Source organism: Blastocatellia bacterium, assembly GCA_016713405.1.
Taxonomy (GTDB): domain Bacteria; phylum Acidobacteriota; class Blastocatellia; order Chloracidobacteriales; family JADJPF01; genus JADJPF01.
On the sequence record JADJPF010000024.1, the window covers coordinates 1 to 22,662 of the forward strand.

Here is a 22,662-nt window from a genome sequence, read left to right on the forward strand (position 1 = left end):
GCAGCTAAAGCAAAAAAGATAGAAGCAAAATCATTACGTAAAAATCTGCTACCTGTTAAATAATTGTTGTCAAGAACTAAAAAGCTTATAGCGATTATTCCAGCCGTCCGACCAGCTAAAAGCAGACCTAGCAAGTAAACTAGCAGTAAAACACCAACGCTTAAAGTTAAGTTAAAGAGTCGGGCTTCTAGCATCCCAAAACCAAAACAGCGAAACCAAATAGCTAGCAAATAAGTAAAAGCTGGGTCTGTAAAAGTTCGTTCACCAAGTTCATTTCCAAAATGACGAAACATTGGCGATGACATTTGACCGTTTTTTACTATCTCATAGGCTGGTTGCATCAACCAAGGTTCATCTTTCCAAGGCACAGGATGAAAGCCTATTTTTTGTATGGTAATAAATATAAATCCAGCAATTATTAGACTTACTAGCAAAATTTCAATTATTAAGTCTCGCCTTAAAATCCCCATAACTTATGCTCGGTAAGTGTAAAGAGTAAACTCATAAAGTGGGTAGTCATGACGCAAACAAACACGACGACTTAAATTATGTCTACAAAAATTAAAATATTCGCTAGGGTCAGCATAATAAAGACGATCAACGCGAAAATCTACTTGATCAGTCATCATATTGAACGCTAAGCCATAGCGAGCATATTTATACATTTGTTTAATCATCGCTTGGCAAAATTCCTGCCATTCTTTATCACTATTATTAGCACGTAAATGAAATAGCCCACAGCAAACAACGTAATCAAAAATAGGTTCTGGTGGGTCTGGTGCAGCTAGAATATCCATTAAGCTAAACTCTAGGTGTGGATGGCGTTTGCTAGCATGTTCAATCATTCCTGGAGTAATATCTACGCCTTTATAATGGCTAGGTGTTAAGTTATTTTCCTTAAGAAAATCATAAAAATGACCTATACCACAGGCGACATCTAGCACGCTTTTTCCTGCTAGCGGGGCAATGGCTGAGAGAATTTCAAAGCGTTGATATTGGGATTTTTGCCCGTTGTAATCAACCCCTTGGGCAGAGTCGCCATGTTTAGCTAAACAGCTTTCAAAATAATCAATTACATTTTGTTTTAGTTGTTGCATAAAATTATTCTTTGTAAGATTTATTTAATTAGAATCAGACGAGTAAATTTCCCCAACTACATAATAAGGTCGCCCTTTTATTTCTCGGTAAATACGCGCAATATATTCGCCAATAATGCCAAGAAAAAGTAGTTGAATACCAGCTAAAAAAGTAATACCAGCAAAAAGAGAAGCATAGCCTTCTACACTAACGCCTCCTAAAATTCGCAGAACTGCAATATAAATGGCTAGCAGAATACTTGCTAGAGCGAGCATTGAACCAGCAATGCTAGTTGCACGTAAAGGAAAGTCAGAAAAACCAATTAACATATCTAGGGTTAAATATAACAATTTCCAGAGGTTATATTTAGATTCCCCTGCTAAACGGTTGTCATGTTTTACTACCACGCCTTTATGAGAAAATCCTAGCCAAAGCATCATAATTGATGTGTCATATTGTTGTTCACGAATATTATTTAATGTTTTAGCTACTTTGCGGTGAATAATACGAAAGCCGCTAATCATATCTGAAGGGACTTTAATACCTAACATTTTCTCTGTTAGCCAAATAACAAAGCTTGACCCAAATCTACGCCAACCAGCATCTTCTCGACCGGCACGAATACCATAAACTACATCAATGCCTGTTAAAAATGTTTGATAAAGTGTAGCAATTTCTTCGGGAGGGTTTTGCAAATCAGCATCAATTAAAACAATGCCTTGTCCTTTTACCCGATGAAGTCCCGCAACAATGGCTGGGTGCTGTCCAAAATTTCTTGCTAATTTTATTACAGTAACTTTTGGGTCTTGTTTTTGAAATTCACAAAGTTTTTTTAAGCTATCGTCTGAACTGCCATCATCAATAAAAATAATTTCGTAGTTTTTGACAAGATTGGTCAACGTAGTAGTTAAGCGGCGGTATAGCTCAGGTAAATTTTCTTCCTCATTAAAAACAGGAACAATTATAGATATATCAATAGAATTTTCTTGGCTCATTGAAATCTAAATCTAGCTAGCAAAAGTTTTTCTTACAGTTTCTATCACATAGTCAACTTCTAAATCTGTAAGTTTAGAATAAAGCGGCAATGTAATAGTACTATTGCCAATATTTTCAGCTATTGGAAAACTTCCTGGTTGAAAACCAAAAGTCTCTTGATAGAACTTTAACAAGTGGATTGCTCTATAGTTTACGGCAACATTAATTCCTGCTGCTTGAAGTGCAAACATTTTTTCATCACGTATTTTAGGGTCTACCCAAATAGTGAAAAGATGTCGCGCACTTTTTGTGTTTGCTAGAACTTTAGGAAAATCAACCCCAGGTAAATCCATAAAAGCTTTTTCATATTTTTTAGAGATTTCTTCCCGACGTGCTAAATGTTCTTCTACTTTTGCTAGTTGTGGAATCAGTAATGCAGCTTGGATATTGCTTAAATTATATTTCCAACCTAGTAATTCCATATCCCAATGTTGATAACGTCCATGATAACGATCAGCAGCAGAACGACTCATTCCATCACAGGGATAATTTGCGTAAAATGTCGGCTAGGTTTGGATCTCTAAAACTAATTGCTCCACCTTCACCACAAGTAATGCTTTTGGTTGCATAAAAGCTAAAACAAGCTGCATCGCCCAATTGACCAGCATAAAAACCATCTCTTGTACCTTCTAAACAATGTGCTGCATCTTCAATTACTTTTAAGTTATGTTTGTCGGCTAGTTCTCTAAGTGCTTTCATATCACAGAGATGACCATAAAGATGCACTGGCATTATAGCTTTAGTTTTTGGAGTTATGGCTTTTTCTACCAAATTAGCATCTAAATTTCCTGTGCTAGCTTCCACATCCACAAAAACAGGGGTTGCTCCAGCGTGTAAGATTGCGTTGGCGGTAGCAATAAAAGTCATTGGGGTAGTGATAACTTCATCACCTGGGCCAATATTAAAGGCTAGTAGAGCTAAATGTAAGGCAGCCGTGCAACTCATTAGTCCAATTGTTCCAGTAACACCTAAATAATTAGCTAAATTTTGTTCAAACTCGGCTGTAATGTCTCCTGTGGTAAGAAAAATAGAATCTAGTGCGGCTAAAACACGCTCTTTTTCTGCTTGACCAATATTATGACGGTAAAATTCTACTTTCATTAAAACATCCTAAGACCTTGAAATTAAAAAAACTCCTAAACAAATAGCTAGCACGCCTAACACACGCATTAAGCTTAGTTGTTCTTGGAAAATAATTGCAGAAAAGATCATTACAAAAACAAAATTTAGGCTAGTAAAAGGATAAGCAAGGCTTAATTCCATACGAGAGACAGCAAAAATCCAGGACAATGAAGCAACAAAAGCTAGGAAAAATCCACCAATAATATAAATATTTAGCATAGCTTTTACTAGAAATGTTGTTCCATCGGCGAATGTAGCAGGCATTTCGCCTAATGAATTAGTAGCATACTTAAACATTAATTGACCTACTACAGTGCATAAAATTGTGATAAAAATTGCTAGATAAGTCATATTTAATCAAAAAAGTTTCTAATAATATTCTACGCTACCTTTACGGGTTTTAATTGGGACATGCTTCATCCAAGTAAGCTTTTGCCACCAATCAGGGTTATCTTGATACCATTTAATAGTTTTAAGCAGTCCTGTTTCAAAGCTTGTTTCTGCTTTCCAACCTAATAAATCACTAGCTTTATTGATAGAAGATATATGATGTTGTACTTGTCCGGGACGATCTCCAATATATTCAATTAAAGACAAAGGTTTGTCCATAATACTAAGAATCTTTTTAGCAATAGATAAAACATCTAAGTCAAAACCTGATCCAATGTTAATTACCTGGCCTTTTATTTTTTCTATATCTACGTGTAAAACTGCATCAATTGCTGCACAAGTATCAGTAACAAAATTCCAGTCCCGACGGCTTGAACCATCGCCATGAACGGTTAAAGGCTCATTCATCAAAGCACTAGTTATAAAACGAGGAATAACTTTTTCTAAATGTTGATGTGGGCCATATTGATTAAATGGGCGTAAAATCACGGCTGGTAACTGATAAGTTGCCCAGTAGGAATAAACTAGACGGTCTGCACCTGCTTTAGCACTAGCATAAGGGGTCATTGGGTTAAGCACGTGATCTTCAGTCATTGGATCGGTTAAAGCCGTACCATAGACTTCTGATGTAGAAATATGAATAAATCTTTCTACTTTATGAGAATGTTCTAATACACAACTAGCAACGGTTTGTGTTCCAAGTACATCGGTTTCAAAAAAAATGCGGTCATCAAAAATTGAGCGTGCAACGTGTGATTCTGCTGCAAAATGTACAACTGCATCAGATTTTGAGACTAGCATTTCTACTAGACCAGCGTTGTTAACATTGCCATACCAAAATTCAAAGCGTGAGCTATTTTTAATGTCATTAGGAATATTTTCTGGATTACCAGCATAGGTAAGTAAATCTAAAACTACCAAGTAATAATCAGGGTACTTATCATATAAATAACGAACAAAGTTACTACCTATAAACCCAGCCCCACCAGTAATTAAGATGGTTTTCATTAGTCCTCACTTTCTAAAATCTTTTCTCTTGTTAAAATTGCTAAACTATCTTGACCATGATTAAAAAGTAGGTCAACGATTGATAAATAAGGGATAAAGGGCGGATAAAGTTGTTTATAAAAGGGATGTGTATAGTTGTGATATTCTAGTTCTATATTTGCTTTGCTAAACATTGACTTATCTAAATAATCTTTTGCCGCATTGCCAGTTAAATAATGGTCAGCTTTTAAGTGTTGGCAAATTTTGACTAACCTTTCTGTACTACTTCCAGAAATATTTAACTTAGATGAAAAAATTATTTCTGTATTAATACCTAACCATTTAGCACAGATATAGATCAATGCCATATCTAGCTCTAGCAAATATTTAGGTTTTAAGTTAAAAATTTCTGCTAATTTAGGGTAATATTTTTCAAAATAAGGTGTACGATGATAATTACTTGTTATTGTGCTTAAGTGTTTATGCGTCCAGTTTTGGTTATAGTCAATTTCCGCTTCATTAATTAATTGATGAAAACGGCCATGATTTATTACAGGAACACTTAGCCAATGCTCACCCTTTGAGGTTTTGATACGGTTACGGCTACGCCAATCACGGCGGGTATATTGCACGTCATCATAAATGACAAAGCGATCTGAACGCCATAATTGATCAAAAAAGCCTAACCAGGGCAAATATCCAGGTTGTAAGATAGCTATTCGCATTGCCAGATTAGGAGTTAAATTAGTATAAAATAAGTAGTAAAGCCGTAAATACTAGCGAAATCATTGTTTAAGTGCAAGCCACTTTACACTAAGTCTTAATTTAAGGGTTAAAATAGTTATAGGGTTAGACTTGACGCAACTAGATTGGATAGTGATAATTGACCGACATCATAAGGAGGAGCTATGGACGATTTTAATAAGCGTTTAGCATTAAAACAAATTAATTGCCAAGATCAAGCCGATGGGCATTATCATATGCAGGTGACTTTATCAGTAAAAGAGACAAATTTTGTTGGTGAAGCTAGAGGAAAAGAAAAGCTAGAAACGGCTGCTAATGCTACTCTGCAAGCTGTGTCGGCAGCACTAAATAACGCTTTTGCTTTAAGTGTAAAAGGAGTTAATGCTAGTGAGACATTTGCAGGATTAGAAGAAACTTTACTTGTTGTTGTTGTGGCAATTAATGATGGTGAGACAGAAATGATTACCCCTGGATCTTGTCGTAATACAGGCGATGAGATAGACGCAGTTGTCAAAGCTACCTTAGATGCTACTAATCGTTTAGTTGAAGCAAATTTAACTTAAACATCAATAAAATATTTCAAGCATATTTTAGACTTGAATTGGTTGCATACAAAAGATTTGTAACTAAAATATAAACTATCTGCTTAGGCTAGCAAATACTAGTGTAATCTCCTATTTAGCAAATCCCGAAAGGTAAACGCACAATTTGTGCCAAAATAAATGATGGATAACAATCAACGCATAATCATCCAACAAGTTAGTTTGTCAACTAACAATATACAAGTAGAATTAACATACTCAGGTAAAGCATATCAAAAAGTTGTTTTAGCTCCTGCTACAGAAAAAGAACGGTTAATGGCTGCTACAAAAGCTACTGTTGAAGCTATTAATGAAATTATACCTACTCCTATAGTTACTAGAGTGTCAGAAGTACTACAAATAAGATTTGAAGAACTCTCAGAGCCAGTTCTTGTTACTTTAGTTGGAGTTAGAATTAAAGGGGAAGAAAGATTATTTCCCGGCACTGCTCGCATAGGCAATTGCGCTCTAAATGCTGTAGTAAGAGCTACCCTTGATGCAGTAAATCGCCCAATAGGTTTATTCTTATAAAGAGAATTATAGTAAAAATCATAGATAGTAAGACTAAAGAGCTTGTCAAAAGAGAATCTTTGCAAGCTATTAAGGGTATTTTTATATTTAGGTTGCTTGGTTAAAATAAATTAGTATTTTTGTGGAGTTATAACTGTGTCCAAAAATAGATTACAGCTAAGAAGAGTTGAGTTTACTGAAAATGAAGAAGCTAATACACATCAAGCAACTATCTTACTACGGCTTGGAGCAGTAGACTATATTGGACAACATGAAGCAGAACGAAGTGAATCTCCATTAAAAGTAATTGCATTAGCTACTTTTGATGGAGTAAATAAAGCTCTACTTAGTAGTATCAACTTAACATTAAAAATTACCCTACGAGTAGCTGAGGAAATGAAGCCTGCTTATATGACTAAATCTTTATTTGTTGTCATTGTTGATGTTATTGCAGGAACTTTTTCTTTTAAGCCTACAGGAGCAGTGGTAGCAGAAGCTAAGGAAGCTTATAGAGCAACAGCCGCTGCCGCGTTAGATTCTCTTAATCGCTTAATTCAGCACTTGCTTAGAATTAACAATTTTATGTAGTATTAATTAAGTTTTAGACTTATTAAATATTATGAAAAAAGTATTGATAAGAAAAATTTCTTTTTTGGTAATTTTCTTAGTCATATGTTTTCAAAACACTTCTTTAGCACAAGAAACACCTACAAAAAAAATTTCTCCTATACTAACTAATGAAGCATTTACTACTAGTCCAACTAACTCAAATAATCCGACTTCTACAGTAACAGAAAATCCAGTTAATTTAGCCGATAAACAGAACCAGGAAAAACCAAATGATAAGCAAAATCAGGTTATAGATCCTAGTTTGCAGTTTAAGGTTTTAGATTTAATGTTAGCTTTAGCTGAGGATCCAGAAAATCAAGTTTTGCGTATGCAGCAAATAGAATTAAATACACAAGTAAGACAAGCTAAGTTAGTTAAAGTAAGTGAGACTAATTTAAGAGATCTAGAATTTCGTAAAAAGTATATAAGCTTAAGAGTTGCAATAATAAATGCTCAAAGACAACAACAAAATGCTATTGCTAGTGTTCAGCAGCAAAGACGCAAAATTGTTCAAGGTGGTCAAGGAAATGGTGCTTTTACAGGGGTTTTTCAAGCCCAAGCACAAGTTGAAGCCTTAGAAAAAGAAATAACAAAATTAAAACTAGAGTTGGATATTTTAATAACAGAAGGTCGGCGTTTAGGAGTAGGAACACGTGTCTTTCGTTAATAAATTTTAGTGGAGCTAGTAAAAATTTTATGAGAAGTATCGGAGATTTAATAGTAGGACGTAAACTTTACACAGTAGCAGAAACGGCTAATATTTTAACAGTTGTTCAACTTATGGTAAAACGTAAAGTCGGAGCCTTACCTATTACTGATAAAATAGGTCAAATTATAGGCATTTTTACAGAAAGAGATCTCTTAAAACGTGTTGTTGCGGCTGAACTAGATATAAAACAGACTTTAGTTAGTCAGGTAATGACACGTAAGCTAATTACTGCTAATGTTGATGAAACTTCTACTTATTGTTTGCGCAAAATGAAGGAAAAAAAAATAAGACATATTTTGGTTGCAAAAGAAGGTAAAATTGTAGGAATTATTTCTCAAAGAGATTTAATAGAAGTAGATTTAGCGGAAAAAAGAAAAGCTCTTCAATCAATAGATGCGTAAAGATACTTAATTTTCTTGGTTTGTAAATTTTTCCTGTACTAATTTTATACACCCCTCTTACAAATTTACATACTATAAACGATTGTTCTCTTAAATATAATTTATTGTTAATACTTTATCTCCTGTGTTTACAATATGTTAATAGTTATTATTGGTTTCTATTGCTTTTGGCATAGTTTTTGATAAAGGTAAATACAAGTCGGTAAATAAAAAGTAATTATTAAAACATAACCGACAAACCTATTGAGGGGTGATTTTATGCAAGTAATAAATCTTAAAAATTCTCTTTCTAATTCTTTTGTTAAAGGGTAATCAGATTATAGTGTTAGTTGTTTTACGTGGTTAGATCTAGTTACTTTTCAAAAGAGCTTTTTGGTTTTGTTGTCATTTAGCTAGGTGTCTAATCAAAATCCTCAAAAAGTAATGTTGTTATATTTAGACTAGTCCAAAAATTGTTTGGGCTAGTCATAATTTAACCTCTGCATAAGGAGGAAGCTATATGTGGCATAATAAAGCAAAAGAAATAATAGATTTAGCTTTAGCAAAAGGATTAATTAAAAAAGAAGAAATACCAAACTTTGATAATAGTAAAGAACACCAGGGTTATTCAACTACTAGAATTGAAAAGGGGTTACACTGTTTAAGATATCTTAAGGAGAATAATTTACTAACAGATGAGCTAATTAAGGGTTTAGAAAAAGAGGTTGATAGAAAAAAAGAAACAACAAGCTTAAAAGTAGCAAATTTAGCTGATATAAAAAAAGTTGATGTTTTAGAAGATAAATTTAATGAAAATTCTGCTTATTGTGAAAAATCTGGTAACTCAAAAGTTAATAAATATCAAATCATTGGCTTATTAGGTAAAGGAGGAATGAGTAAAGTTTATAAAGCCTATGATTTATACCTAAGAAGATTTGTAGTAATGAAATTTACAAATAATGAGAAAGATCAAGAAGCTATTGAAAGATTGCTTTTAGAAGCTAGGGCGCAAGCTAAAATAGAGCATCCTAATGTTTGTAAAATTTATGATGTAGCAAAGACAAGAAAACGGTTTTTTATTGTTTCTCAATATGTTGAAGGGGAAACATTAGATGAAATACAGCCTAAGCTATCTTTAATAGAAAAAATAGAATTAATAATAGATGTAGCAAATGCTTTGGCTACAGCACATGCACATAATATTATCCACCGTGATATAAAGCCAAGAAATATTATTGTTGAAAAAACGGATATAGGTAATTGGAAGCCATATTTAATAGATTTTGGTTTAGCTAAGGAACTTTACCAGCCATACCTAACAGAATATGGAAGTATTTTAGGAACACCTTGTTATATGTCACCAGAACAAGCTAGTGGTGAAAGCTCAAAACTAGATTGTCGAACAGATATTTATAGTTTAGGGGCTACTCTTTATGAGTTACTAGTTGATCGTCCACCTTTTAGTGGGGAAAATGCACTCAATATTTTAGTTAAGGTAATAAATCAACAACCTATAGCTTTAAGAGAAATAGACTCTAGTATTTCAGCAGAACTAGAACGCATTGTTCTAAAATGTTTAGAAAAAGACCCAAAAAATCGCTATCAATCAACCCAAGGGTTAATCAGAGATTTAAGACAATACTTAAATTTAGAAAAAAAGATAACTGCTTTTAAGGAAGATAAAAAACTACTTAATCAAGAAAAGATATTAGAAAAAAGTAATCTACCTTTATACATGCGATTAATTGCACCAGCAGGATTATTTATTTGTGTATTGATTATATCGTTTCTTTTTAGTAGTAACCAAAGCAATATACTAAGTATTTTAAGTATAAAATAGTAAATCTATTTAGTGGCAGTTGCCCATACATTCATAAACAATTCAAAATAACCAAATTGTAGTTTTTCTTTCTGAAAATCTGCTTTTGTAAGGAATTGAGCGATTTTTTTATGACTATAAGCGTCCTTATGTTCTTCAATTTCTGCTGGGCTAACTAAATTAAGCTTAGCTAAAAATCTAAGTAGTCCATCTGTCCAAACAGCAGGAGTTGTTAATATGTAAATTCCATTAGGTTTTAATATTCTTTTAATTTCTCTTAACAAATTTGGGAGTTTTACTGGTTCAATATGTTCAAATACTGCCAGCATAGTTACTACATCAAAGAAATTATCTTCAAAAGGAAGGCTTTGATTTTCTTCACTATCATAATTAATTAAATTTATATTTTGCTTTTTAAGTGTTTCTATCTGTGAAGGCTGCACCATTTTATCTAAACCATATTTTTGACTAAATTCTACTTTAGTTAAAAACAATGGATAAGAGCCACAACCTATATCAAGCAACTTTCCTTGCCGATATTTATCAATTATTAGCTTATTTGCCATTTTTATTCTTTGGTTAGCTAAAAAGCCTTCTAATAGTCCATGTCCTCTGGTTACGTTATTATTCATGTTGATTATACTTAAAATAAAATTCCTGTTTGATTTTGTTTAGCTTAAAAAATTATTTTGTCTTTTAAGATAAATGCTATAATCTTGGCTTTATTGTTTCCCATAGAACTTAAGCATGTTTTTTCTAAAACCAAAAATCAAAAACCAAGTAATTTACTAAATAAAATATGTCACTAGTTAAACCTAATACAAATCAAGCAATAGCAATAAATTCTGAAAATAGTTTGTTTCAAAAACCTTTTACTTTATCTGTTGTGATGCCTGTTTATAATGAAATTCGCACAATTCAGGAAATTGTAAACCGTGTACGAAGTATCAATATAAATAAAGAAATTGTAATTGTTGATGATGCTTCTAAAGACGGAACTATAAACTATTTGCGCGAAAATATAGAAGGTAAATATCCAGATGTTAAAGTGTTTTATCATGAAAAAATCAAGGTAAGGGTGCTGCGGTTCGTACTGCTATAGGTAAATGTACTGGAGATTATATAATAATCCAGGATGCTGATTTAGAATATGACCCTAAAGAATATTTTTCTTTGTTAGAACCGCTTTTAGATGGCCGGGCGGATGTTGTTTTTGGTTCGCGGTTTTTAGGCGGTGGTGGAGCGCGACGAGTGCATTTATTTTGGCATATGATTGCGAACACAATACTTACTACACTTTCTAATATGATGACTAACCTAAACTTAACCGATATGGAAGTTTGCTATAAAGTTTTTAAAGCAGAGGTAATAAAAAATATCAATCTAAAATCTAACCGGTTTGAATTTGAGCCAGAAATTACCGCAAAAGTAGCAAAAAAAGGTTGTCGTGTTTATGAAGTTCCTATTTCTTACAGTGGCCGAGACTATTCAGAAGGTAAAAAAATAGGCTGGAAAGATGGTGTTACTGCGCTTTGGTGTATCTTTAAATATCGGTTTATGGATTAAAATTTTTATTATATGAATATCTCTATTCCTCTTTATATAGAGCAAAAACAAAACTCTGATTCACCACCAAACTATGTTGTCAAACCTCTATTTTTTGAGCATTCTGATTTTTCAGATGAAAAATTACCTAGGGCAATTAATAAGTTTGTTAGAGATTTGACTCAGAAATTAGAAATTGTTGGAAAAGATTTCTTTCAAAAAGAACTTTCTGAACTAGGGTTTTCACCTGATATTGAAGATCAGTTCTTAAGGCTAAACTTAGATTTGGGAAAAAGAACTGTTACGGTTAATTTTCTATTTGTTGTATTTCATAGCTTAAATCGTCGGGTTGTTTTTAGCCCAAGTATTCCTGATTTATGGTTTGAACTGCCTAGAGAAAAAAACTTAAATGACCAAGCAACTTCAGTCTTAAATCAATATTTTCGTCAGCAAGAAAGAAAATTTGGTACTGAAGCCATTAAACCAGAAGATATTTCTGTTGCAAAAAAGGCTTGGGTAAGCACAATAGATTTAGATTTTCCACTCCCAAAACCAAAGGAAAAACCAAGTGCAGAAAGCAAAACCTTGGCTACACTTGGTAGTTGCGAGGAAGTAGACGGAACAGCAGAACTAAATAAAATAGGGCGTTGCTTAAACTGGCTTTTTCCAGAAGATTTAGAACGTGCTATTTATCGAGAAAAAGAATTAGAAGAATTAACCAAACTGCTAAATTTACCAGAAAAAAAACCAATTTTAATAATTGGCCCAAGAATGGTAGGAAAAACTGCTTTAGTACATGAATATGTTTATCAGTATGTAGAAAAAAGTAAAAAATCTGCCTACACATTTAAGAAAAGTCTTTGGCTTCTTTCTCCTCAACGCTTGATTTCTGGCATGTCCTATGTAGGTCAATGGGAACAACGCTTACTGGCAATTTTAGATACAGCAAAAAAGAATAACTTAATTTTATATTTTGATGATCTTTTAGGCTTATTTTATGCTGGTGTGACTAGCCAATCTAAGCTTAGCGTTGCTGATGTAATAAAGCCAATTATGGAAAAATGCGAGTTTCAAATGTTGGCAGAAATTACCCCTGCGGCCTTTCGTGTTCTACAAGAACGTGATAGAGGCTTTGCAGATCTCTTTCATTTACTACCTGTTAAAGAAACTGATTTAGATCAAACCTTACGTATTTTAATTAGCTCAAAACGACAATTAGAACATAGCAATAATTGTAATTTTGATTTAGCTGTTTTGCCTTCTGTGCTTAATATTCAACAACGTTATGTTAAAGATGCTGTTTTTCCTGGTAAAGCTGCGCAATTTCTTAAGCAATTAGCAGTAAAATATCGAAATTCTGAAATCTTACGTGCTGATGTATTAAAAGAATTTCAAGCCAAAAGTGGACTTTCATTAAACTTCTTAGATGATAATACTAGACTTATTCATAAAGAAATAACTGATGCTTTAGGAAAAGAAATAATCGGCCAACCCTTAGCACTTGCAGCGGCAGCCGATGTAATAACTATTGCTAAAGCTAAACTTAATGACCCAGACCGACCCTTAGCAGTATTTCTTTTTCTTGGCCCAACAGGTGTTGGAAAAACTCAATCTGCCAAAGCAATAGCAAAATATCTCTTTGGCGACGCAGAACGCTTAATTAGATTTGATATGAACGAGTTTATAACGCCTGACTCTTTAACTCGTCTAGTTGGAACATTTTACCGACCTGATGGACTGCTAACTAGTGCTATTAGACGACAACCTTTTTCCGTACTTTTGCTAGATGAAATAGAAAAAGCAGACCCAGATGTCTTTAACTTGTTACTTCAAGTTATGGGTGAAGGTAGACTTACAGATGCTTCAGGTCGTACCGTAGATTTTACTAATGTTATTTTAATTATGACATCTAATTTAGGAGTTAAAGAGGCTAACAAGCAACTAGGATTCCAACAAAGCGAAGCCAACGAATCAGCTATTTATTTACAAGCTGTAGAAAGATTCTTCCGTCCAGAATTTTTTAATAGAATTGACCGAGTAGTTCCATTTAGAAAGCTTTCTCGTTCTGATATGAGTGCGATTGCTAAACACATCATACAAACTATTTTTAGCCGAGAAGGATTACTTAGACGTAAATGCTTGCTTAATATTGATAGCCAAGCAATGGAAACAATCATTGATGAGGGTTACAACCCAATTTTTGGAGCTAGGGCATTAAAACGAGTTATTGAACGCCAAATCACTCAGTCTGTAGCTAATCAATTGTTAATTTTAAGCAATGAAACTCCTACAATAATTAATATTTATCCTGGAAAAGAAAAAATTGTTGTTCATTTGGAAACTTTAACCCAAATTTCTTCTAATGAGCAAAATATTGCTAAAAGCGAGTTAGCAGATCCAAAATTAGCTTTGCAAAAACTAGAAACTGCTCTAGCTAAATTGGAAAAAAAGGTTGCAGAAATCAGCCCTTCAGGTGCTTTTGATGCTAGTAACCTTAGCCCTACGCTTTATCATTATTTCCAAATTAAAGGTCAACTTAGGCGGATGGAAGCTATTTGCAGAAATCTATCACAGCGTATAGTTGCTAATAGCAAAACAGCTATAGCAAAACAGCCTGTTAAACCTAATCGAAAACCTACTGGATATAAAGAAACATTTTTATATAGATGTGTAGATTATACAGGTCTTTGGCAACAACTTTTTGCTGCTGAAGATATTCATTTTGCCCTTCAAGAAATGATGGCTCAGTCTTCTTTAATCAGTCGTTCAATGACAGATCAATTATCTGAAGCAGCGCAGGAATTTGCACTGCTAGAATTAATGGCTGAAACAGACCCAAATAATTCTCAGCAAATTGTTCTTTATATCCATCCTTTAGCTAATAAAACTACAGATAGTAAAATTACTCCACAGGATGCTTTAGCAGAAACTTATTTGCAGCTTTTTAATAGTAAATTTGGACTAGAAAGCTCTTTATTTGCAACAAATAAAGCTCTTTCTCCATTTGACAGAGTTATTCTAGTTTCTAACGCACATGCCTTGCCATTAGTAGAAAAAGAAGTTGGAACACACCTATTTTTAGATTCAAATGGTCAATTAAATCCTGTTAGTGTCCAATGTTTTATTATTGATGCTGGCATAGACCCTTTAATACCTATTAAGGACTATATAAAGAGTTATGAAAATTGGCTAAAACTATTTGCTAATCAAGAAAAATTAGCAAGTGATAACCCTGCGGCTATATTACCTGTTATTAGAATTTATGAAAAAGATAGTTTAGTTTTAGACTTAAAAACAGGTTTAGTTTCAGATCTTCGTAGCAGTGGAGAATCTTTAGTTCCTACAGCTAAAGAATTGCATACATTTTTACTTTCAGCCATGAAATGTCCAAAAATATTTAAAGTTGATGGCTAGCTATTGCTTATTGCCTAACCAAATAAGAAACATTTATTATTTGTGGCATGAGTGAAACAACAGCAGCAATTTTAATTATTGGGGATGAAATCCTTAGCGGAAAGACAGAAGAATCTAACGCAAAGTTTTTGATCTCAGAACTACGTGACCTGGGTGTAGCCTTACGTCTTATTATGGTAGTTCCTGATGATATAAATGAAATTGGTAGCGCGTTAGCAGATCTTTCAAGACGTTTTACTTATGTATTTACTTCTGGTGGTGTAGGGCCAACGCATGATGACGTAACAATGCTTGGAATCTGTAAGGCTTTTAACTCAGAAATATATAGACATCCAGAAATAGAAAAAGCTCTAAGAGATTATTTTGGTGAAAAACTCCAGGAAACACATTTGCAAATGGCAGATGTTCCTTTTGGCTCAACATTTACAAGCGTAGAGGGGTTACGCTGGCCCATACTTTCTTATAAAAATGTCTTTATTTTTCCTGGAGTCCCTGGGTTTTTCCGTCAAAAGTTTTTAGCCATTAAAGAACGCTTTCGCACATCACAATATTTCTTAAAACTAATTTTTACTAAAGAAGATGAATTTGCTATTGCTAAACAACTAGAACAGGTCGCTAATGAACATCCTCAAGTTTCCATTGGCTCTTATCCTGTTTTTGACCGAGAAGACTATAAAGTCAAAGTAACTATTGAATCTAAAGACCAAAACATAACGCAATCTGCTTTTCAAATGCTTCTTGCCCTACTTGATAGTCAATCTATTGTTCATACTGAATAATTAATAAACTGTAATTAGTAAACTAAACTAGCGGAGGTTAATCAATGAAACATTCTGTAGGTTTTCTTAATATAGTTGAAGATTCTAAGACACGTATTAAAGAGATTTCCATTGAAGAAGTAAAAGCCAAACTAGATAGAGAAGAGAAATTTTATTTTATTGATGTCCGCGAGGATCACGAATGGCAACAAGGCCATGCTGACAGGGCAGAACATCTTGGACGAGGAATTTTAGAAAGGGATGTGGAAAATAAAATTCCTGACCTCTTAGCAGAAGTTATTCTTTATTGTGGTGGCGGGTTTCGTTCAGCTTTAGCGGCTGATAATCTGCAAAAAATGGGTTATAAAAATGTTTATTCAATGGCTGGTGGGTATCGTGCTTGGCAAGAAGCTAATTACCCAATAACAAAATAAAACTTAATTGGCTATGGACTAAATTTATGTATTTACTTAAATTAACATTAAGTCAAGCTAGGGTGTTTATTGCCTTATTGCTACTAATTTTAATGAATATTAATTGTACTCAAGCAACAGAGCAAAAGCCATCTGCTAAACAAATTCAAGTTGGAAATGTTTTATATATTCCTCCTCAAGGGTGGCAAAAAATAGACCAACCTAATGGAGTTGTCTTGTCACCATCAAGCGACCTAAACAAGACACCTTGTTTTATTGCAATACTTCCAGGCGAGGATTTTCAAGGCGATTTTCGCAACTGGTTTGATAACAAATTAGAACAACTTCATAAAGGATCCAAAGTTTTAGTTAAAGGCGAAATAACAGAAACTACTGAACCAGAAGGCGGATATCCTTTAATTTATACACCGCTTGTAATAGAAAATGACTCAGGACAACGTTCTTATCGCTTTTATATTGGCGCACATCCTGCCCAACGTGCAGAATTAATAACTTATATTGCTTATTCTGAGCAAGATTTCCAAAAATATAATCCTGTTTTAGAAAATTTCTTAAAAACTGTAGATTTTGCTAATATCTTAGATAAAACTACTAGCAATAAAACTGTTGCAAAAACTAAACCAGCAAAGTCAGAAAATGCTCTATCAGGTTTGTATGTTGGAACAGAAAGCCGCCAGCAATTTAATCCTAATACTAAATTGTATGATTATATTGTTAGGAAAGTTTACTATATTTTTTCTCCAGATGGACGGGTTTGCTACGCGCTACCAAAAGGCGGTGCATTAGATAGTTTTGATTTTGATAATCCAAAAAATATAGAACCAAATAATATAGGTTCTTATGAAATATCTAATGGGCAAATTCAATTTAGTAATGCTGGAGGTCAGGCCAACCCTCCTAGAGCATTTACTAATAATAGAAATTTTCTACAAATAGGCAATCTTAAACTTTATCGTGTTGAGCCTACTTCTAATTTACGCTTAAATGGGGCTTATTCAGTTAGAACATTTACTAATACATCCAGTGGAAATAGCACTGGCGGAGTGTCAGGAGAAAACCAGTTAGTTTTTGGAGCAGATGGACGATTTAGCCAAAAAGGTTTTGTTGGTTTTGCTGTTGGTGGTGGAGCAGGTTCTAGCCGCGACGCGGGAACAGGAACTTATAAAATTAATGGCAACACTTTGGAATTAACTTACTCTGATGGAAAATTAATTAAGCATACTTTCTTTATTTATCCAGAAAATGTAGCAGAAAAGCGTCCTGGGCTTTTAATTGTTGATGGAGCATCTTATTTACTACGTGATTAGTTCCAAATGCTAGACAATCAGCTAACATAGTGATTAAAATGTTACAACTTATCAATTTCTACTTACTTAACTAATTAACGAGGCAAAATGCAACTACCGCTTATTTATCAAAAAATTAATGATTCAACTTTTCTAAAACAATGGTTACTCAAAATAGCTTTAGTAGTTGTGTTTTTATTTAGTCTTAGTTCGTTAAGTTATGCACAGCAAAGACCTTTGTTAACTGAAGATGTAGATATAGTTGAGACTGGCAGCATACGTACTCAAATAGGAATTGAGCTACTTCAAAAACAAAAATTTAGCGTTTCTGGCTTAGAGGGGGATTTAAGCCGAATTGGTGTAGTTAGTTTTGCTTTTGGACTTGCTCCAAATGTTCAATTTGAGGTTTCAGGTACTTTACAAAATTACTTAAGCATAGATAGAATGGGGCCAAGTCAAATCCCGCTGCAACTTGCTCCAAATGCGCTTTCTACAAGTGATGTTGGGGATTTTACATTAGCAACTAAAATTAAGCTTCGTAATGAAACAGAAAAAGCTCCATCGGTTGGCTTTCGTTTTGGTGTACAACTGCCTAACACCAACCAAGCAAAAGGTTTAGGGCTTAATACAACTAACTTTTTTGCAAGTGTGTTAGTTGGAAAGAAATTTTTTGATAAGCGGCTTAATGTATTTGGTAACTTAGGTTTAGCTATTTTACCTGCTCCTTTAGCACTTTTTTCACAAAATGATGTCACCACCTACGGCATAGCAGGAATCTATAAAGTCAATCCTAGCTTAAACTTAGTAGGTGAGGTTTCAGGCCGCTTTAGTAGTCGTAATGCTCAAATAGGGACAGAAGACCTTAGCCAAGCCCGTTTTGGCGTTCAAATAATGGCAGCAGGTCTAAGATTTGATTTAGCAGGTACAAAAGGATTAACCGATTTTAGCCCTAAGAGTGGGATAATTTTTGGTGTTACTAAAGATATTAAAGCCTTTACTCCTGTAAGGTAAATTTACTTATTTTAGGTTAAATAAACATATGGAAATTAGCGATATTCTTGTTCCAATAGATTTTTCCAATCCATCTCTTAAACCTTTAGAATATGCCTTATCAATGGTATCGACTGAAGGCGAAGTTTATCTTTTACACGTTATTGATACGGATTTTGTAGAAAAAATAGAACAAAATGAACTTAATAAAAAAGATGTAGTAATTGAAAAACTACGTCAACGTGCTGAAAATGAACTAGATAAAATTATTGCTGCTCATGCTGAGTCAGAGAAAAAGCTTAATAAAATGGTAGTAGTAGGCATTCCTTTTGTTGAAATCCTACGTATTGCTAATGACTTAGATTTTTCTTTGATTGCAATGGGTATACGTGGCAAACCTAATCCAATTAAAGAAATTTTCTTTGGTAGCACGGTTGACCGAGTGTTGCGCGCTACACGTATTCCAGTTGTTTGCGTCCCACAATAAACATTTGTTTATAAACAAGTTAAAGAACTAGTGGTTGTTGTATGACCACTAGTTTTTTAGAAAAGATATTAGCAAAATAGCTGGCTTGTTGGTTGGTGTACCAAATTTCTAACTCACAATTTTCTTTTGAAATAACAGTTATTTGGACTTCCCTTTCATTAATTTCTACCATTAAATCATCTGCTAAAGAACAATGAGTTCTATCTAAACCATCAGCAACACGAAGTAGCGCAGACATTCGCTTAACTCGCAAACGATCAGTTTTATTTAGCCTACGATAACAAGCATGCCGTTTCTTAAGCGGTTTGGGCCCTCGATGAAAACGGACTAAATTAGCAATAATAGCTATTTCCCTAGTGCTAAATCCTGGCATCTCTGAATGTTGGATAAGATAGTAAGCATGTTTATGGTGTCCAACATGAGAAATATGATAACCAAGGTCATGTAAAAGAGCAGCATATTGAAGTAATACACGATCTTCTTCAGCTAAACTATGTAAAGTGTGCAGTTTATCAAAAAGCTTACCTGCTAATTTTGCTACCTGATGGGCGTGTGTTGGCTGATAATCATAGCGACGGGCAATAGAAAGAATTGTTTTATCCTTAACATCTAAAACCTTTTCATCTAGCGATATTTGCCCAAGGTCAGCATGCAAAGTATTTCCAATTTGCTCAATAAAATTTAATAGCACACCTTCACGCAATGACCAGTCACAAGTAATAATTTCTTTTGCTTTTACTCTAGTTAAAATAGTTTCTAAAAGCTGCCCTCCAGCAATAATAATATCTGCACGCTTAGGATCTAGTCCAGGAAAGCGTGTTCGTTCCTTTAATGGCATTTTAGCTAATTTATCATTGATGTCTTTTAAGTCTGATAAAGTACATTGTTTACTAAAACGGCTAAATCCTTTTTCTGGACTAGAAGATTCTTCCTTACTTTGTGCTGCAAGTCCAACTAAGTTAAGAATTGTGCCAGAAGTGCCTATTAGGATGTCATAGCCAAGATCTAGTATTTCTTGGCTAGTATGGACTAGAGTTACGGAAAGTTGTTTTTTTAATCTTGTTAATTCTTTCTTTTTTACAGGATCGCTTAATTTTTGTGCTTCTGCTAGTCGGACTGCTCCAAGGCGCATAGAGTTAAGAAAAACAGGCTTTGTTCCATCTGTGACAATAAATTCTGTAGAACCTCCACCAATATCAACTATTAATGAACGTCGTCCGCTGATGTTCATTGCTGAAGTAACCGCTAAAGCTATAAGTCGGGCTTCTTCAATTCCTGAAAGGACTTCTACAGTTATTCCAGTTAATTCTTGTACTTTAGCTAGAAAGTAATCTTTGTTGGTTGCTTCTCTAACTGCACTAGTAGCAGTAATTAAAATATGTGATGCTTCCCGCGCACGAGCAAAACTAACATAACGGCTAATAGTGGTTAAAGCTTGATCAATTTTTTCTTTAGATAAAAGATGTAAACCCATTCCTGCTGCTAGTCTGACCATATCTTTTTCTTGTGCAATTAGTTCAAAATATTGTCCAACTTCAGCTTTAACTAAAACAAAATGTATTGAATTTGAGCCAACATCTATTGCCGCTAATATCATAAAACACCCTACATTTACAAAATTATTACACTGCTTTTATATCAACTTTACATTTTTTAGTTAAAACATCTCCAACAAAATTTATTAATTAACTTGGAGAAAAATAAATGCAAAGTGCGCCTAAACTAACCCAAATTGTTAAATCCATCAAGCTTAGTAAGGATCTTTGGAAGGAAAAAATTGATCATTCCTGGTATTTAGGACAAAAACAAGGTCAAGGCTTTGCTATTGGGGATGATTATGATTTAGCTAAAGTGGCTGTAATTAAAGAAGGTTATAATCTAATTGCGGAGTGGGATGACTTAGTAGTTGGGACAGATTGGATTAGCTCAATTATTGCAGCTAAACAAGTTTATGGGCCTTGGGCAGTAGATATTACAAATTATTTGCTACAAAGTAATTATTTCATATCTAAGAAAAATTCTTTATTTAGTCGAATTGTTTTGTAGTCCTAATAAATGTTGGTTAAGTTTTTATCTGTTTTTCTGTTAAACTAAGGTTTTTCTAATTAAAAATAATTAAAAACTTACTAACAAAATAATATCAATGGAAAATACTGATAACAAAGATCAAGAGTTGCTAGAAAATCTAGCCCAAAGAATACTCCAAGCTTTTAATATTCAGGATCAAGAAAAGTTCTTAAAAGAAGCTAAAGAGCTAGATCAAAGCTTGCAACGCAACAAAATCACACCTCACTTGTCTCAATGGGCAATGACTGATACACCAGTTTGTGCAGGAAAAAATTTTGTTATTACTCGTTCCTGGAAACGAGACCTAGTAAAACAAGATCCTGCCTTTCAAAACCGTAGAGCAATAGAAATAGATCCTTGTATTTCTTTTGGCTGGTCGCATGAAACTACACTTTTAACACTTGAACTTTTAGAAGATTATTGGCAAGGCGGACGACTCCTAGATGTTGGCACGGGTACAGGGGTACAAGCTATTGCTGCTGCTTTTCTTCAACCAGAAGCACAAATAGAAGCTTTTGATATTTCTCAAGATGTGGTTGATGATGCTTTAACACACCTAGAACTAAATGGAGTTTTAGATAAAATTGACCTTAAACAAGCTAATATTAGCGATTATCCAGCCGCTACTTATGATTTGATTACAGCAAATCTACTACCATCTATATTTGTTGAAATAAAAGAGGAACTAGTTAAAAGGCTTAAACCAGGTGGAAAAATAATCTTATCTGGGTTTTCTAACAAGGATGAGATACGTACAATTGCTAGCTTTGACTGGTCGCCTATGGTTAGTGATGTTTCTAATGCTGAAACTTCCAATATGACAGAACTATTTCAAAAACAAGGCTTAGAGCTAATTGATAAAAGACAAAATAAATATTGGCTAGCTTTGCTAATGCAATTACCTAATAAATAGAGTAGATTTTATGCAGCAACCTCAAATATTAACTAATGTAACAGATGAAATTAGAGAAAAAATAAACAAAAGCTTTTCTATTGTTTTATTTATCGGTGCAGGTGTTTCTCTTAGTAGTGGAATACCAACTTTTCGCGGTCTAGGAAAAGACAAATATTTTTATAGACATAACCCAGTTTATTTGTCCTCCATTAGAGGATTAGTACAATTTCCAGAGCTTGCATGGAAATACTACATCCATCTTTATAATTTAGTAAAACAAGCTAAACCAAATGCTGCTCACTATGCTTTGGTGGATTTTCAAAAAAAGATTGCAGCACGTAAGATAGTTAATCTAACTACTTTAACTAGCAATTTTGATGGACTAATTAGCTGTGCAGGTGGTCAAGCAGTTGAATTACATGGAAATATCTCAAAAGCTCTTTGCCCTACTTGCAAAAATACTTATGAAATGCAAGACCTTGATTTAAGCTCGCTTCCCCCTATGTGTGAGTGTAAAAATATCTTAATTCCAAATATAGTGTTACTTGATGATTTGATTAAAAAAGAGCATTATGATTTAGCTGTGAACGCTACTAGAGGCTGTACGGTTTATATTGCTATTGGTACATCAGGAGTTAATAGTCATTCTTATGGTTTAATGAAAGCTGTTAAATTACGACCTAATACTACTTTACTAGAAATTAACCCTAAGCCGTCACACTTAACAAAAGATATGGACTATGTTATACGTGAAAATGCAGAAGATATTTTGCCTCAGTTTAGTTCTTGAACTTGATTTAGAAGAACTTAAAATAACAGAGCT

At 33.8% G+C, this 22,662-nt stretch carries 25 protein-coding genes and 1 pseudogene; 16 read left to right on the plus strand and 10 right to left on the minus strand.

The features are described 5' to 3' along the window. The 8 genes from IPK14_24110 to IPK14_24145 all read right to left on the minus strand — a co-directional run. The coding region (locus IPK14_24110) for a phospholipid carrier-dependent glycosyltransferase (protein ID MBK7996338.1) at positions 1-470 on the minus strand (470 nt) is incomplete at its 3' end. A gap of 3 nt (positions 471-473) precedes the next feature. Then, a complete protein-coding gene (locus tag IPK14_24115) occupies positions 474-1,097 on the minus strand; it encodes a class I SAM-dependent methyltransferase (protein MBK7996339.1) in 624 nt (207 codons plus the stop codon). A 24-nt stretch (positions 1,098-1,121) separates the two neighbouring features. Continuing rightward, a complete protein-coding gene (locus IPK14_24120; GenBank protein ID MBK7996340.1) occupies positions 1,122-2,072 on the minus strand; it encodes a glycosyltransferase family 2 protein in 951 nt (316 codons plus the stop codon). 12 nt (positions 2,073-2,084) lie between these two features. Next, complete coding sequence (locus tag IPK14_24125) at positions 2,085-2,585, minus strand: DegT/DnrJ/EryC1/StrS family aminotransferase (GenBank protein MBK7996341.1); 501 nt, start codon at positions 2,583-2,585, stop codon at positions 2,085-2,087. Between the two features lie 4 nt (positions 2,586-2,589). Further along, the gene (locus IPK14_24130; GenBank protein ID MBK7996342.1) at positions 2,590-3,213 is read right to left on the minus strand and encodes an aminotransferase class I/II-fold pyridoxal phosphate-dependent enzyme; all 624 of its coding nucleotides are present in this window, start codon (positions 3,211-3,213) and stop codon (positions 2,590-2,592) included. 9 nt (positions 3,214-3,222) lie between these two features. Continuing rightward, the gene (locus IPK14_24135) at positions 3,223-3,585 is read right to left on the minus strand and encodes an EamA family transporter (protein ID MBK7996343.1); all 363 of its coding nucleotides are present in this window, start codon (positions 3,583-3,585) and stop codon (positions 3,223-3,225) included. An 18-nt stretch (positions 3,586-3,603) separates the two neighbouring features. Further along, positions 3,604-4,632, minus strand: coding sequence for a GDP-mannose 4,6-dehydratase (locus IPK14_24140; protein ID MBK7996344.1), 1,029 nt, complete (start codon positions 4,630-4,632; stop codon positions 3,604-3,606). After that, positions 4,632-5,336, minus strand: a complete 705-nt coding sequence (locus IPK14_24145; GenBank protein ID MBK7996345.1) for a WbqC family protein — start codon at positions 5,334-5,336, stop codon at positions 4,632-4,634. Before IPK14_24145 ends, IPK14_24140 begins: the two co-directional genes overlap by 1 nt. A 183-nt stretch (positions 5,337-5,519) precedes the next feature. Between IPK14_24145 and IPK14_24150 the strand changes: the two genes are divergently transcribed. From IPK14_24150 to IPK14_24175, 6 genes are all read left to right on the plus strand, one after another. Beyond that, positions 5,520-5,918, plus strand: coding sequence for a hypothetical protein (locus IPK14_24150; GenBank protein MBK7996346.1), 399 nt, complete (start codon positions 5,520-5,522; stop codon positions 5,916-5,918). A 159-nt stretch (positions 5,919-6,077) separates the two neighbouring features. Beyond that, a complete protein-coding gene (locus IPK14_24155) occupies positions 6,078-6,467 on the plus strand; it encodes a hypothetical protein (GenBank protein MBK7996347.1) in 390 nt (129 codons plus the stop codon). Between the two features lie 135 nt (positions 6,468-6,602). Further along, complete coding sequence (locus IPK14_24160; protein MBK7996348.1) at positions 6,603-7,034, plus strand: hypothetical protein; 432 nt, start codon at positions 6,603-6,605, stop codon at positions 7,032-7,034. Between the two features lie 31 nt (positions 7,035-7,065). Next, positions 7,066-7,722, plus strand: coding sequence for a hypothetical protein (locus IPK14_24165; GenBank protein MBK7996349.1), 657 nt, complete (start codon positions 7,066-7,068; stop codon positions 7,720-7,722). A gap of 29 nt (positions 7,723-7,751) precedes the next feature. Continuing rightward, positions 7,752-8,165 carry a CBS domain-containing protein gene (locus tag IPK14_24170; protein MBK7996350.1) on the plus strand — a complete coding sequence of 138 codons (414 nt, stop codon included), beginning with the start codon at positions 7,752-7,754 and terminating at the stop codon, positions 8,163-8,165. Positions 8,166-8,664: 499 nt separating this feature from the next. Beyond that, positions 8,665-9,984 carry a serine/threonine protein kinase gene (locus IPK14_24175; protein ID MBK7996351.1) on the plus strand — a complete coding sequence of 440 codons (1,320 nt, stop codon included), beginning with the start codon at positions 8,665-8,667 and terminating at the stop codon, positions 9,982-9,984. 5 nt (positions 9,985-9,989) lie between these two features. Here the strand turns inward: IPK14_24175 and IPK14_24180 are convergent, their stop codons facing one another. Continuing rightward, positions 9,990-10,595 carry a class I SAM-dependent methyltransferase gene (locus IPK14_24180; GenBank protein ID MBK7996352.1) on the minus strand — a complete coding sequence of 202 codons (606 nt, stop codon included), beginning with the start codon at positions 10,593-10,595 and terminating at the stop codon, positions 9,990-9,992. Positions 10,596-10,762: 167 nt separating this feature from the next. On the opposite strand from IPK14_24180, the pseudogene IPK14_24185 reads away from it, so the two are divergent. From IPK14_24185 to IPK14_24215, 7 genes and pseudogenes are all read left to right on the plus strand, one after another. Then, positions 10,763-11,529 (plus strand): annotated as a pseudogene (locus IPK14_24185) (glycosyltransferase family 2 protein). A gap of 12 nt (positions 11,530-11,541) precedes the next feature. Then, positions 11,542-14,922, plus strand: coding sequence for an ATP-dependent Clp protease ATP-binding subunit (locus IPK14_24190; protein ID MBK7996353.1), 3,381 nt, complete (start codon positions 11,542-11,544; stop codon positions 14,920-14,922). Positions 14,923-14,969: 47 nt separating this feature from the next. Further along, entirely contained in the window at positions 14,970-15,701 is a 732-nt protein-coding gene (locus tag IPK14_24195) for a competence/damage-inducible protein A (protein MBK7996354.1), read from the plus strand. 44 nt (positions 15,702-15,745) lie between these two features. Further along, positions 15,746-16,114 carry a sulfurtransferase gene (locus IPK14_24200; GenBank protein MBK7996355.1) on the plus strand — a complete coding sequence of 123 codons (369 nt, stop codon included), beginning with the start codon at positions 15,746-15,748 and terminating at the stop codon, positions 16,112-16,114. A gap of 26 nt (positions 16,115-16,140) precedes the next feature. Beyond that, positions 16,141-17,421 (plus strand): hypothetical protein, encoded by a 1,281-nt coding sequence (locus tag IPK14_24205; GenBank protein ID MBK7996356.1) that lies wholly within the window; start codon positions 16,141-16,143, stop codon positions 17,419-17,421. Between the two features lie 87 nt (positions 17,422-17,508). After that, positions 17,509-18,411, plus strand: coding sequence for a hypothetical protein (locus tag IPK14_24210; protein ID MBK7996357.1), 903 nt, complete (start codon positions 17,509-17,511; stop codon positions 18,409-18,411). A 28-nt stretch (positions 18,412-18,439) separates the two neighbouring features. Next, positions 18,440-18,877, plus strand: a complete 438-nt coding sequence (locus IPK14_24215) for a universal stress protein (protein ID MBK7996358.1) — start codon at positions 18,440-18,442, stop codon at positions 18,875-18,877. A 19-nt stretch (positions 18,878-18,896) separates the two neighbouring features. Here the strand turns inward: IPK14_24215 and IPK14_24220 are convergent, their stop codons facing one another. Then, on the minus strand, positions 18,897-20,474 hold the full coding sequence (locus IPK14_24220; protein MBK7996359.1) for a Ppx/GppA family phosphatase: 1,578 nt from the start codon (positions 20,472-20,474) through the stop codon (positions 18,897-18,899). A gap of 107 nt (positions 20,475-20,581) precedes the next feature. On the opposite strand from IPK14_24220, the gene IPK14_24225 reads away from it, so the two are divergent. From IPK14_24225 to IPK14_24235, 3 genes are all read left to right on the plus strand, one after another. Then, positions 20,582-20,923 carry a hypothetical protein gene (locus IPK14_24225; GenBank protein MBK7996360.1) on the plus strand — a complete coding sequence of 114 codons (342 nt, stop codon included), beginning with the start codon at positions 20,582-20,584 and terminating at the stop codon, positions 20,921-20,923. Between the two features lie 97 nt (positions 20,924-21,020). Beyond that, on the plus strand, positions 21,021-21,857 hold the full coding sequence (locus IPK14_24230) for a 50S ribosomal protein L11 methyltransferase (protein MBK7996361.1): 837 nt from the start codon (positions 21,021-21,023) through the stop codon (positions 21,855-21,857). 10 nt (positions 21,858-21,867) lie between these two features. Next, positions 21,868-22,629, plus strand: coding sequence for a hypothetical protein (locus IPK14_24235; protein ID MBK7996362.1), 762 nt, complete (start codon positions 21,868-21,870; stop codon positions 22,627-22,629). Positions 22,630-22,662 lie beyond the last annotated feature (33 nt).